The organism is Niveibacterium umoris (genome assembly GCF_014197015.1).
Lineage (GTDB): Bacteria > Pseudomonadota > Gammaproteobacteria > Burkholderiales > Rhodocyclaceae > Niveibacterium > Niveibacterium umoris.
In genome coordinates this window covers 1,053,735-1,065,857 of sequence record NZ_JACIET010000002.1, presented here as the reverse complement: position 1 = coordinate 1,065,857, position 12,123 = coordinate 1,053,735, and the positions used below count along the sequence as shown (strand labels likewise).

The 12,123-nt window shown below is 67.4% G+C and carries 10 protein-coding genes; 9 read left to right on the top strand and 1 reads right to left on the bottom strand.

Annotated elements, in window-relative coordinates:
• Positions 1-97: 97 nt before the first annotated feature.
• Positions 98-2,587 (top strand): PAS domain S-box protein, encoded by a 2,490-nt coding sequence (locus GGR36_RS16900; protein ID WP_183635953.1) that lies wholly within the window; start codon positions 98-100, stop codon positions 2,585-2,587.
• Between the two features lie 100 nt (positions 2,588-2,687).
• Complete coding sequence (locus GGR36_RS16895) at positions 2,688-3,293, top strand: 1-acyl-sn-glycerol-3-phosphate acyltransferase (RefSeq protein WP_207064480.1); 606 nt, start codon at positions 2,688-2,690, stop codon at positions 3,291-3,293.
• On the opposite strand, the gene GGR36_RS16890 is transcribed toward GGR36_RS16895, so the two are convergent.
• Positions 3,294-6,806 carry a transporter substrate-binding domain-containing protein gene (locus tag GGR36_RS16890; protein ID WP_183635952.1) on the bottom strand — a complete coding sequence of 1,171 codons (3,513 nt, stop codon included), beginning with the start codon at positions 6,804-6,806 and terminating at the stop codon, positions 3,294-3,296. It lies immediately after the preceding gene.
• Between the two features lie 143 nt (positions 6,807-6,949).
• On the opposite strand from GGR36_RS16890, the gene GGR36_RS16885 reads away from it, so the two are divergent.
• The 7 genes from GGR36_RS16885 (at position 6,950) to GGR36_RS16855 (ending at position 12,119) form a co-directional block, all read left to right on the top strand.
• The gene (locus GGR36_RS16885; protein ID WP_183635951.1) at positions 6,950-7,567 is read left to right on the top strand and encodes a riboflavin synthase; all 618 of its coding nucleotides are present in this window, start codon (positions 6,950-6,952) and stop codon (positions 7,565-7,567) included.
• Positions 7,564-8,661: a bifunctional 3,4-dihydroxy-2-butanone-4-phosphate synthase/GTP cyclohydrolase II gene (gene ribBA / locus GGR36_RS16880; protein WP_183635950.1), complete on the top strand. Its 1,098-nt coding sequence runs from the start codon at positions 7,564-7,566 to the stop codon at positions 8,659-8,661. The genes GGR36_RS16885 and ribBA overlap by 4 nt, the downstream gene beginning before the upstream one ends.
• Positions 8,662-8,700: 39 nt before the next feature.
• Positions 8,701-9,174, top strand: a complete 474-nt coding sequence (gene ribH, locus GGR36_RS16875; RefSeq protein WP_183635949.1) for a 6,7-dimethyl-8-ribityllumazine synthase — start codon at positions 8,701-8,703, stop codon at positions 9,172-9,174.
• Entirely contained in the window at positions 9,171-9,647 is a 477-nt protein-coding gene (nusB, locus tag GGR36_RS16870) for a transcription antitermination factor NusB (RefSeq protein ID WP_183635948.1), read from the top strand. Before ribH ends, nusB begins: the two co-directional genes overlap by 4 nt.
• Positions 9,644-10,219: a GNAT family N-acetyltransferase gene (locus tag GGR36_RS16865; RefSeq protein ID WP_183635947.1), complete on the top strand. Its 576-nt coding sequence runs from the start codon at positions 9,644-9,646 to the stop codon at positions 10,217-10,219. Before nusB ends, GGR36_RS16865 begins: the two co-directional genes overlap by 4 nt.
• A gap of 241 nt (positions 10,220-10,460) precedes the next feature.
• Complete coding sequence (locus GGR36_RS16860; protein ID WP_183635946.1) at positions 10,461-11,075, top strand: PEP-CTERM sorting domain-containing protein; 615 nt, start codon at positions 10,461-10,463, stop codon at positions 11,073-11,075.
• Positions 11,076-11,207: 132 nt separating this feature from the next.
• The gene (locus GGR36_RS16855) at positions 11,208-12,119 is read left to right on the top strand and encodes an ABC transporter permease subunit (RefSeq protein WP_183635945.1); all 912 of its coding nucleotides are present in this window, start codon (positions 11,208-11,210) and stop codon (positions 12,117-12,119) included.
• Positions 12,120-12,123 lie beyond the last annotated feature (4 nt).

Genomic DNA, 12,123 nt, shown 5'->3' with positions numbered 1-12,123 from the left:
ACGCACTCGGCAAGTCGTTCGTCCGCGCCGGCCGGTCACCCCGCCGCCAGTCATCGCAGATTAGAATGGCCGCATCCCCTCCCTCGAAGGCGCCTGAATGCAAGTCTGGCTGCTCGTCGCAATCCTGCTCGTGGCGCTCGCATTGACGCTGCATGCGCTGCAACGGACACGCCGGCAGCTCGAAGGCCTCAGCGGGGAAGAGGCCATGAGCGCGCGCGAGCTCGAACGCCTGCGCGACCTTTCCGCCTTTACCTCCGACTGGCAGTGGGAGCAGGACGCAGACCTGCGCTTCACCCGCTTCTTCGGCGGCACGATTTCGCGCCATCAGGTGCCGGTGGAGCACCTGATCGGGCACCGGCGCTGGGAAGTCCCCGGCCTCGTCTGCGACGCCGCGGCGATGGCCGAACACCGTGCCCAGGTAGAAGCGCACCAGCCGTATTACGACTTCGAGTACGGCGTGCGCAAGCCCGACGGCGACTTCCGCTGGTATGTCAGCAGCGGCACGCCGGAATTCGATGCGGATGGCACCTTCACCGGTTACTTCGGTTACGCACGAGACGAAACCCGACGCAAGCTTGCCGAACTTGCGGTGCAGGAGAGCGAACGCCGGCTTGCCGAGGTGATCGACGCCCTGCCGGTAGCGCTGGTGGTGCTCGGTGCCGATGGCCGGGTACAGCTCTGGAACAGCGCTGCGCAGCAACTCTTCGGCGTGCGCCGTGAAGACATCCTCGGCCGCACCGACGCGCGCGACAGCGCCAGCGCGCTGGCTGCGGCAGTGCTGCGCGAACGCCTGCTCGATCCGGTCGATGCCGGCAGCGCGGTGCCGCGCAGCGAGGAAATCCGCTGTGAAACGATCCGCGGCCAGTCGCTGTGGCTGCATGTGCTGACCGTGACCCTGCGCGATGAGGCGCAGCAGGTGAGCGGCACGATCCGGGTGGTGCAGGACATTACCGCGCGACGCATCGCGGAAGAAAAGGCACGGCGCGAACACGCCGATCTGGACGAAGCGCAGCGTGTCGCATCGCTGGGCTCCATGCGCTGGGTGCCCGGCGCGCGCCTTGCGCACTGTTCAAGCCAGTTGCTGAGCTTGCTCGACCTGCCACCGGGCGAAGTCGATCAGCCGATCCGCAGACTGCTCGGACGCATCGATCGCAGGTGTCGCCATGAGCTCATGGCGCAATGGCGGGCGCTGCAATCGAACGGCGTTGCGGTCGAAACGCGCTGCGCGGTGCAAAGCCAGCAGGGGCGCCACCTTTTGCTGCGCGGGCATCTGGAAATCACGCCGGAACAAGAACCGTTGTTGCGGGTCACCGCCACCGACGTGAGTGACCTCGAACAGGCCCGCGCCGCGGCCAACGCCGCGCGGACCCTGTTCGAAACGCTGTTCGAACACAGCCCGATCGCGCTCAGCCTGTCGGACATGGACCGCCGCACGCTGGTCAAGGTGAATTCGGCCTGGCGCACGCTGTTCGGCGTCGACGCCGACGAGGCGCAGGGCCGGTCGACCGAGGCGCTTGGGCTATGGAGCGACCCCGACGAGCAGAAGCGCGTACTCGACCTGATCGAACGTGAAGGTCGCGTGGTCGGGATGGAGGTACATGGCCAGCCGCGCAGCGGGCCGCCGATCATCTGCGAGTTGTCGGGCGTATCGCTGGAGATGGACGGTCGCAAGCTGTTCCTGTCCTCGGTCGTCGATGTCAGCACCCAGCGCGCGCTGCAGCACGAAGTCGAGACGATGAATCGCGAACTCGAATTGCGCGTCGCACGGCGCAGCGAAGAGCTGCGCGAGAAGCACGCCGAACTGGGTCTGGCGATGCAGCAACTGGTGCAGTCTGAAAAGCTCGCCGCACTGGGTGGCCTGGTCGCGGGCGTCGCACACGAACTCAACACCCCGCTTGGCAACACGCTGACGCTGGCGAGCAGCCTGCGCCAGCGCGTCACCAGCTTCGAGCGGACCTTGCAGGAAGGCAGCCTGCGCAAATCCGCGCTGGAAGCCTTCACCCGCGACGCGGCCGAAGTCGCCGCGCTGATCGAACACAGCGCCGGGCGCGCGTCGGAACTGATGAGCAACTTCAAGCAGGTTGCCGCCGACCAGACCAGCGAACGGCGTCGACGCTTCAATCTCAAGGACACCGTCGAAGGGGTGATCGCCGCGATGCGCCCGCGCCTTGCCCATGTGCCGCACACGCTCGAACTGGCGCTGCCGGATAACATCGAGCTGGACAGCTACCCGGGGCCGCTCGAACAAGTCATCACCAACTTCGTCAATAACGCCCTGCTGCATGCCTTCGACGATCGCGAGCACGGCCGCATGACGCTGTCGGCGAGTGCGCCCGACGCCGAGCATGTGCGCATCGTTTTCGAGGACGACGGCAGCGGCATGACGGCCGAGACCATGCAACGCGCGTTCGAGCCCTTCTTCAGCACCCGCGTCGGACACGGCGGTACCGGGCTGGGCCTGTACATCGTGCGCAATCTGGTCGAATCCACGCTGGGCGGAACGCTGCACCTGGAATCAAGCCCGGGCGCCGGCACCCGCCTGACGGTGGACCTGCCGCGCATGGCGCCTCAGGCCGAACGCAGCTGAACCGCTGCGCGACGCGACACGCTGGCTCGCTGCAGCGCAGCGTGGACGCTGGCGACACAAGCTGGGATAGTCGCGCACCCGAAGCAAGGAAGTCCCTGTCTTGAGCACCTTTTCACTCCCGTCGCCGCACCCCGCCGCACGTCCGCGCCGCTGGGCCCTGGCACTGTTGCGCATGGTCGGCTGGCGCATCGATCTGCCGCCGCCCTCCGATCCGAAAGTCCTGCTGATCGTGTATCCGCATACCTCGAACTGGGACTTCCCGATCGGGCTGCTGGCACGCTGGGCGTCCGGCTGGCCGGTACGCTGGCTCGGCAAGCACACGATCTTCGTCGGCCCCTTCGACCGCCTGCTGCGCAGCTGGGGCGGCATCCCGGTCAATCGTTCCGCGGCTGGTGGCTTCATCGACGCACTCGCGGCGGACATCCGCAACCGCGACGCACTGATCCTGGCGATGGCGCCGGAAGGCACGCGCCGCCGGCTCGACTACTGGAAGTCCGGTTTCCTGCGCCTGGCGCACGCCGCCGACATGGTGCTGGGGCTGGCCTACATCGATTTCGCCACCCGCACGCTGGGCATCCGCGAATACATCCGGCTCAGCGGCGACGAGGCCGCCGACATGGCCCGCATCGCGCGCGCCTATGAGGGCGTGGTCGGGCATCGGCCGGAACTGGCGAGCCCGATCCGGCTCAAGCCTCCGGTGGCCTGATCAGGCCGGCGGGTCGAGCGCGTCGAGCCGGGCCTTGAGCCGCTCGAGCGCCCGCCCCAGAGGCACGGTGAGCCGCCGGCTGGCGGCCGCATCGCCCCCCTTGGCGGCTACCTCGAGCGCCGCGGCCGCTTCGCCGACGCGCTCGAAGCCAGCGTTGCGCGCACCGCCCTTGATGCGATGGGCAAGAAAGCGCACTGCTTCGAGGTCCTCGATCTCCAGCTTCTCGCGCAGCGCCCGCAGATCTTCGGCGGATGCGGTGACGAAGCCGATCGCGATGCCGTGCGCACGCTCTGCCGAGCCGAGCAGCGCCGCCAGATGCGCCAGCGGGTTGCTGTCCTCGTCGGGAAGCGTCTCGGTCACCAGGCCCTGCGGCGGCATCGCCGGCGCGCAGCCCAGTTGCGTCAGCGCGGCGTGCAGGGTCTCCAGCGTCAGCGGTTTCAGCACCACTGCATCCATGCCCGCAGCGCGGCAGGCGCTCGCAGTGGTTTCGCTGCCATCGGCGGTGACCGCAGCGATCGGCGTGGCGTCGAGACCGCGATGGCGTTCGCGCATCCGCATGCGGCTGGCGAGGCTGATGCCGTCTTCGCCCGGCATGCGGTAATCCAGCAGCACCGCGGCAAAGCGCCGGCTGCAGAAGGCCTCGAAACCCGCCTGCGACTCGCCGGCGAGTTCGGCATCGAAACCCATCAGCGCCAGCAGTTCCTTCGCGACGCGCAGATTGAGGGGTTCGTCGTCCACCACCAGCACAACCCGGCTCGGTGCCGCTTGCCCCGCCTCAGCCACGGCCATCGGTGCCTCGACCGGCGTCGGGTCGAGTGCCTTGCTCAGGGCCTGGTGCAGCCGTGAGGGCAGCAAGGGTTCGGCCGCGAGCACCACGCGCCCGCCTTTGCCGCCGCGGACGCTGCCGCCCGGATCGCGCTGCAGCGTGACGCAGGGCTGGCCGGGCAGCGGCGGCGCGCCGTCGGACAGCGTGAGCTGGCTGAACTCGCGCGCGTCCGGCCCCACCGGGTGCGCGCCCCAGTTGCGCAGCCAGGCCTCGCACTCGGCGCGCCAGAACGGGTCGGCAATGACCACGCGCACGCAAATGCCGACAAAGGCGCGTTCGTCGCTGGAAGCGAGCAAGGCCGAATCGGCTTCGAGTGCGAACTCGAAGCGGCTACCCCCGTTTTCGCCGCGGGCGTACTCCAGCGTGCCCCCCATCGCGTCGGCGAGCGCACGACAAATCGCGAGGCCGAGCCCGGTGCCGGGCGATCCCGGGCCGCCGAGGGCTTCGAAGGGCTGGAACAGCCGATAGCGTTCAGACTCCGGAATGCCACGCCCACTGTCTTCGACTTCCAGTCTCAAGCGCCAGCGGCGGGTGGTCAGCGGCGCCCCGTCGAGCTTGATGCGGACGCTGCCGCGTTCGGTGTAGCGGATCGCGTTGGAGACCAGATTCGCGATCACCTGCCGCACCCGCAGGCCGTCGAGCACCAGCGGTGGCAGTTGCGGCGCACACGACAACTGCAAGGCCAGACCGCGTTCAGCCGCCATCGGTGCGAACAGCGCGGCGACGTCCTCGGCCAGCGCGCGCACGTCGGACGGTTTCTGGTCGAGCGCGAATCGCCCGGCCTCGATGCGCGCCAGATCGAGCGCGTCGTTGAGAATCGACAGCGCGACATGGGCCGAGCGCGACACCACGCCGAGCTGGAAGTGCTGGTTCTCGTCGAGCGGCGTATGCGCCAGCGCGTCGACCATGCCGGTGACGCCGTTCATCGGCGTGCGCATTTCGTGCGAGAGTGCGGCGAGGAAGGCAGCCTTGCGGTCGGCCGAATCGAGTGCAGCGTCGCGTGCTTCGGCCAGCGCCCGCTCGCTTGCGGTGCGCCGCTCGACTTCGCTGCGCAGGCGCCGGTTCCATACGATCACGATGCCGATCACCAGCACCAGCGCCGCCAGCACCGGCAACGCGACGACCATCACCTTCTGCCACGGCACCTCGAAGCGGTACTTGGGCACCAGCCAGCGCTCGGCCAGCGCGTGGTTTTCCGCCGGCGTCAGCGAGTCATTGGCGAGGCGCAGCACCGTCGCCAGCTCCGGCCAATCACTACGCACCGCGAAGTGCACTTCGCTCGGGGCGTCGACCCAGCTGCCGGCAACCTTGAGTACGCCGGCGTAACGTTCCGCCAGCCGCGGGGCCACCGTCGCCAGATCGTTGAAACTCGCCTCGGCCTCGCCACGCGCGACCGCATCGAGCGCCTGATCCAGTGTCGCGAATTCGAGGATGCGGATGCCCGGATAGTTGCGCCCGAGTCGCGGCACGAGAAAATGCCCGCGCTTCATCGCAACCGGTTTGCCGAGGTATTGGCCGGGGTCGTGGAAGAAATCGCCTTCGGCCCGCGTCACCGCGACCGTGGCGGTGGTCAGCAGGGGCCCGACGAAACGCGCGTATTCCTCGCGCTCGACGCTGCGCGACAATCCCAGCGCGATGTCGATCTCGCGCGCCGCGAGCGCCCGCTGCAACTGGGCCAGCGTGAAGGCGCGCGGGGGATCGATGCCAACCCCCAGACGCCGCGCGATCAGGTCGAGCTTGTCGGCGAACAGCCCGCGCATGCTGCCGTCGGCGGCGCGCTCGGTGAAGGGGGCGTAGTCGGCGATGTAGCCAACGCGCAGCCGCGGGTGGGCACTCAGCCAGGCACGCTGCGCCGCGTCCAGTTGCAGCGGCACCGCAACGGGCGCGAGCTGCAGCGCCACCGGCGCCCAGCGCCGCACCACGGCATCACGTTCGCCCGCGTCGAGAGAAGCGATGGCACGATCAAGCAGGGGCGCCAGCGCACTGGCGTGCAGCCCGACGCCCAGACGCAGACCGGAATCGATCTGGATCGGCCCACGCACCGCGAGGTTGGCGAGCAGATCCCGCTCGACCACGTACTGCGCCGGGGCGAGGGCGCCGAAGTAGGCGTCGGCGCGACCCTCTGCCACTGCACGCAGCGCAGCGGCGGTATCCGGCAGTTTCAGCAGGCGCGCACGCGGATAGCGCTGTGGCACCAGCTCGGCCGCCGCGAAACCTTCCTCGACGGCGACGGTGCGGCCTTCCAGTGCAGCATCGGGCGTCAGTCCGCTGGCGTCGCTGCGCGCGACCATCACCACCGGGGTATCGAGATAGGGCTGCGAGAAGGCCATGTAACGCTCGCGCGCGCCGGTTCGGCCGATCGTCGGCACGACGTCGATCTCGCCCGCGCGCAGCTTCGCGAACAGCGTCGCCGCATCGCGCTCGACCTGGATTTCGTAGGTCATGCCGATGCGCCGCGCGATCAGGTCGAGCATGTCGGCGGACATCCCGGTGTAGCGGCCCTCGGGGCTGAACTGCTCGATCGGCGTCCAGTCCTGCCTCGCGACGCCGACACGCACAACCGGATGCGCGGCCAGCCAGGCACGTTCGGCCGGCATCGCGTCCACGGGGGCGGCCAGCGCGGGCAAGCCGAATGCCGCCAACGCACACAGCGCGGCGCCGAACAGGAGGGAGCGGATGCGCAACATGGCACGATGATAGCGGCGCCGCGCCGGCTTGGGTCGCAACGCCGTCTTTGCCGATGCCCGTCCGCTCGCCGCCGCGACCCGTCGCAATCGGCGTGCGGCAAGGCGATCGGCTAGAATTGCGGTTTTTGCAGACGGAGCGAAGCATGTTCTCCGGAATCGTGGCCGCAATCGGCCGCATCGTCGAAGTCGCCCCGCTCGAACAGGGTGTACGCCTGACCACCGACGCGGGCGACTGGGATGTCTCGGACGTCGCGCTCGGCGACTCCATCGCCCACAACGGCGTATGCCTGACGGTCATCGCCAAGGAAGGCGCGCGCATGCAGTTCGACGTGTCGGCCGAATCGCTGGCCTGCACCGTGGGCCTCGGCGCGCCGGGCGAAGTCAATCTTGAAAAGGCGCTGCGCCTGGCTGACCGCATTGGCGGCCACCTGGTCAGCGGCCATGTGGACGGCGTCGGCGAGGTACTCAAGTTCGCACCCATCGGCGAGAGCCATGAACTGGTGATCCGCGCGCCGCGCGCGCTGGCCGGGTACATCGCCCGCAAGGGCTCGATCGCGGTCGATGGCGTGAGCCTCACCGTCAATCGCATCGAGGGCACGGATTTCTCGATCAACCTGATCCCGCACACCGTCGCCGTTACCACGCTCAAGCGCCTGTCGCCGGGCGCGAAGGTCAACCTCGAAGTGGACCTGATCGCGCGCCATGTCGAGCGGATGCTGGCATGGGAAAAGGAATCGCAAACCGGGGAATTGCAAGCATGAGCGTGCTGTCACCGATCACCGGCATCATCGAAGACATGCGCGCCGGACGCATGGTGGTCCTCGTCGACGAAGAGGATCGCGAGAACGAGGGCGACCTGGTGCTCGCCGCCGAACATGTCACGCCGGAAGCGATCAACTTCATGGCCAAGCATGGTCGCGGCCTGATCTGCCTGACGCTCACGCAGCAACGCTGCAAGCAGCTCGGGCTGGGCCTGATGGTGAAGGACAACCGCTCACCTTTCTCGACCGCCTTCACTACATCGATCGAAGCCGCCGAAGGCGTCACCACCGGCATCTCGGCGCAGGATCGCGCGGTCACCGTGAAGGCGGCCGTCGCCCGCAACGCGACGCCGGAGTCGATCGTGCAGCCGGGTCACATCTTCCCGCTGATGGCGCAGCCCGGCGGCGTACTGGTGCGCGCCGGGCACACCGAAGCTGGCTGCGACCTGGCGCAACTTGCCGGCTGCGAGCCGGCCGCGGTGATCTGCGAGATCCTCAAGGACGACGGCACGATGGCGCGCCTGCCGGATCTGCTCGAGTTCGCCAAGGAACACGGCCTGAAGATCGGCGCGATCCGCGACCTGATCGAGTACCGCGCGCAGGCTGAAGTGCTGGTGAAACGCGTCACCGAAAAGACCGTCGAGACCGCGCACGGCCCCTTCCAGCTCTGTGCCTTTGCCGACCGCGTGTCGGGCGAAGTACACCTGACGCTGTCGCGCGGCGACATCCGCCCCGACGTCGAAGCGCTGGTGCGGGTGCATGAGCCGGTGTCGGTGCTCGACTTCATCGACCCCGCCGGCAGCCACCACAGCTTCGGCATCGACGACTCGCTCGCCCGCATCGCCGCCCACGGCAACGGTGCGATGATCCTGCTGCGCCGTCCGGAAACCGGCGAGGATGTACTCGCCAAACTGGCCCCGGACGCAGGCAGCCGCCATGCTCAGAAATGGGACCCGCGCATCTTCGGCATCGGCGCGCAGATCCTGCGCAACCTTGGCGTCGGCAAGATGCGCGTGCTCGCCAGCCCGCGCAAGATTCCGAGCATGACCGGCTTCGGCCTTGAAATCACCGGCTACGACTCGCCGGCCGCCTGACCCCGCACGACGCGCCGCGCGCGTCAGCAAGGAAACGACATGCCCCGCTTCGAAAACATCCACGAATTCGCACCGAACCTTGACGGCACCGGGCTGCGCATCGGCATCGTCATGAGCCGCTTCAACCAGTATGTGTGCGAAGGCCTGCTGTCGGCCGCGACCACCGAGTTGCTCAACCGCGGCGTCGCCGCCGACGCGATCCAGATCGCAACCGTGCCGGGCGCGCTGGAGATTCCGCTGGCACTGCAGACGATGGCGCGCAGCGGCCGCTTCGACGCCCTCGTTGCGCTCGGTGCGGTGATCCGCGGCGAGACCTACCACTTCGAGCTGGTCTCGAATGAACAGGGTGCCGGCATCACCCGCGTCACGCTCGACGCGTCGATCCCGATCGCCAATGGCGTTCTGACCACCGAAGACGACAACCAGGCGGAATTCCGCATGCATCAGAAGGGCCTCGAAGCCGCGCAGGCGGCGATCGAGATGGCCAACCTCCAGAAGGCACTCCGCGCATGAACACGCCGACCCCGAACAAGACGCCGCGCCGCCTGGCGCGCGAACTGGTGCTGCAGGGCCTGTACCAGTGGCACCTGACCGGCAACTCGATCCCGGTCATCGAAGAGCACCTCGAAGTCTCGGAAGAGACGGCGGGCGACTGGCTGCGCTCCGACCGCATCCTGCTGCGCGCGCTGCTCGAAGGCACCGCCGAACATGCAGCCGAACTCGAAGCCGAGTTCGTGCCGCACATCGACCGCCCGGTTGGCGAGCTCTCGCCGATCGAACGCGCCATCGTGCTGCTGGGCGTGTATGAACTCAAGCACTGCCCGGAGACGCCCTACCGCGTGATCCTGAACGAGGCGATCGAACTGGCAAAGAACTTCGGCGGCACCGAAGGGCACCGCTTCGTCAATGGCGTGCTGGACAAGTGCGCCGCGCGGCTGCGCGCGGTCGAGGTCGAGCACGCGAAGAAGACGCCACCCAAGAAGTGAGCGAAGAGCCGCTGCTCTTTGACTTGCCGGAGCAGATCGAAACCGGCCGCCTGATCCTGCGTCCGCCGCAAGCGGGCGACGGCGCGGCGACACATGCCGCAGTCTGCGACAGCCTCGCCGAGTTGCGCGCCTGGCCGGCCAATCTGCCGTGGGCAGTGCCCGAGCCCACGATCGCGGCGAGCGAAACCTTCTGTCGCAAGGGCCAGGCGCAGTTCCTGCTGCGTACCAGTCTGATCTTCCTCATCTTCGAGCGTCTCACCGGGCAAATGGTGGGCGTCTGCAGCCTGCACAAGATCGACTGGCCGACGCGGCGCTGCGAAGTCGGTTTCTGGGGTCGCAGTGGCACGCACGGCCGGGGCTATCTGAGCGAGGCCCTGCGCGCGCTGACCGCGCTGGCCATCGCACCACCGATTTCGGCACGACGACTGGAACTCTTCACCGACGCCCGCAACCACCGCGCCCGCGCACTGGCCGAGCGCGTTGGCTTCCGCTTCGAAGGCGTGATGCGCGACTACTGCGTCGAACCCGACGGCACCCGCCGCGATCTCGCGGTCTATGGCCTGGTGCCGTGACCCCCTGAGCCCGCGCTGTCAAGACACGGGCACCCACATGCAATTTGGCGTTGTCCATCGCGGCCTGCGATAGGGCCCTCGAATTCGCACAGCAACCACACCTCGTGGGCGTGGCATCCATCACGCCGCGCTTTCATTCCCCTCGCATATCGCAATTCCTGACAGCGTTCGCCTTGCCAAGCGGCTTAGAATCGCACCGATTTCTTTGTCATAACCCTTTGGAATATTCCGGGCGAGATCCATGAAAAAGGCAATACTCTCTTTGGCACTGACGTTCCTTGCATCCGCGGCGTTGGCCGACACGCCGGCAAGTCTCGTCACCAATGGCGGCTTCGAAGCCGGCAGCACCGGATGGACGGCGCGCGCGGAAGGGATTGCCGACGGTTTCAGCATCAGAGCCAACGGATTTGACTTCGACGGCACCACGTTCTTGGCCGCGCCGGAAGGCACCCACTGGGCATCGTTGTTCTGTGTCGGCTACGGCGCGTGCGGGCTGGGTCAAGAGTTCGGTACGACGATCGATCAGAAGCTCTCGACTGTCGCTGGCGCGAACTACAGTCTGACCTTCTCGCTCGGAGCTGGCATCTGGGGCGCTACTGGCGTAGATGTCTACTGGAATGGCGCCAAACTGCTCGATAACGCTTCCGGATTCTCTGGCTGGAAGACCTTCTCTGTTTCCGGCCTCAAAGGGACTGGCAGCGACACCCTGAGCTTTGGCACGAACGCAGACGGTTATGGCTACGCCTATCTGGATGCCGTCAAAGTGACCGCTGCGGTGCCAGAACCCGAGACGTATGCCATGTTTGCCGCAGGTCTGCTCTTTGTGGGCGCGCTGGCGCGAGGTCGCAACAGCTAAGGGCGGACATGCCGTGAAAGGGGGCTTCGGCCCCCTTTTTTATTGAGTCGTCGCACCGCCGTCGCAATTCACGACAACTCCCGCCGATCTCTGCGCCGCTAGAATCCGCCAATAAGTACAAGGGAGACACGCATGCCGATGGTCACTGGCCGGCACACCCGCTGGCGGCGTCATGTCGCGCACATCGGCATCATCCTTTCACTGGTGGTGGTGCTGTATCCGTTCGCGAACATGCTGTGGCAGGCGGTAACCGCGTATCCGGAGGCCGGCAGCGCAAGCCACTGGCCACGCTTCACCACCGAGCACCTTCGGCTGATGATCGGCATGCGCGACCAGATCGATGAATACGGCCGCCGGGTCGCCGGGCGTGTCGAGTTCTGGTTGTGGATGTGGAATTCGCTCAAGGTCGCCGCCACGACGACCCTGCTCGCAACCGCGCTCGCGCTCACCACCGGCTACGCGTTTGCCCGCCTGCGCTTCAGTGGCCGCGCGACACTCGACAACCTGCTGTACATGAGCCACTTCTTCCCCGGCATCCTGCTCGGGATCGCCTACTGGAGCATCTTCGACCGCATTGGCGACAGCTTTCCGGCGATCGGGCTCGACACGCATGGGGGCCTGGTGCTGGCGCTGACCGGGCAAGCCACGCTGGGCATGGTGTGGGCGTTCAAGGGTTACTTCCAGCAGTTACCGCTCGAAATCGAAGAGGCGGCGCGGATCGACGGCGCCTCGGACTGGCAGACCTTTCGCCTGATCGCCTTGCCGCTGGCCCGCCCGATGATCGTGGTGATGGCTCTGCTGCTGACAACCAGCATGATGTACGAACCGGTGCTGAGTAGCGCGCTGCTGACGGCATCGGAAAACGCGACCTTGCCACTCGGTCTGCGCGTCTTCTTTTTCGCCACCGATGGCGCCGGCGACAGCGCAGTGGCGCTGCACGAATTCGCTGCCGGGGCGCTGCTGGCCTCGCTGCCCGGCGTGATCGTCTTTATCCTCGCGCAGCGCTGGATGGAGCAATCCACCACCGGCGCCATCAAGGGCTAGCCGG

Excerpts from the sequence above, each read along its gene's own strand:
- GGR36_RS16900 (WP_183635953.1), top strand. The coding sequence starts at position 98 with ATGCAAGTCTGGCTGCTCGTCGCAATCCTGCTCGTGGCGCTCGCATTG.
- GGR36_RS16890 (WP_183635952.1), bottom strand. The coding sequence starts at position 6,806 with ATGTTGCGCATCCGCTCCCTCCTGTTCGGCGCCGCGCTGTGTGCGTTG.
- GGR36_RS16885 (WP_183635951.1), top strand. The coding sequence starts at position 6,950 with ATGTTCTCCGGAATCGTGGCCGCAATCGGCCGCATCGTCGAAGTCGCC.
- ribBA (WP_183635950.1), top strand. The coding sequence starts at position 7,564 with ATGAGCGTGCTGTCACCGATCACCGGCATCATCGAAGACATGCGCGCC.
- ribH (WP_183635949.1), top strand. The coding sequence starts at position 8,701 with ATGCCCCGCTTCGAAAACATCCACGAATTCGCACCGAACCTTGACGGC.
- nusB (WP_183635948.1), top strand. The coding sequence starts at position 9,171 with ATGAACACGCCGACCCCGAACAAGACGCCGCGCCGCCTGGCGCGCGAA.
- GGR36_RS16860 (WP_183635946.1), top strand. The coding sequence starts at position 10,461 with ATGAAAAAGGCAATACTCTCTTTGGCACTGACGTTCCTTGCATCCGCG.
- GGR36_RS16855 (WP_183635945.1), top strand. The coding sequence starts at position 11,208 with ATGCCGATGGTCACTGGCCGGCACACCCGCTGGCGGCGTCATGTCGCG.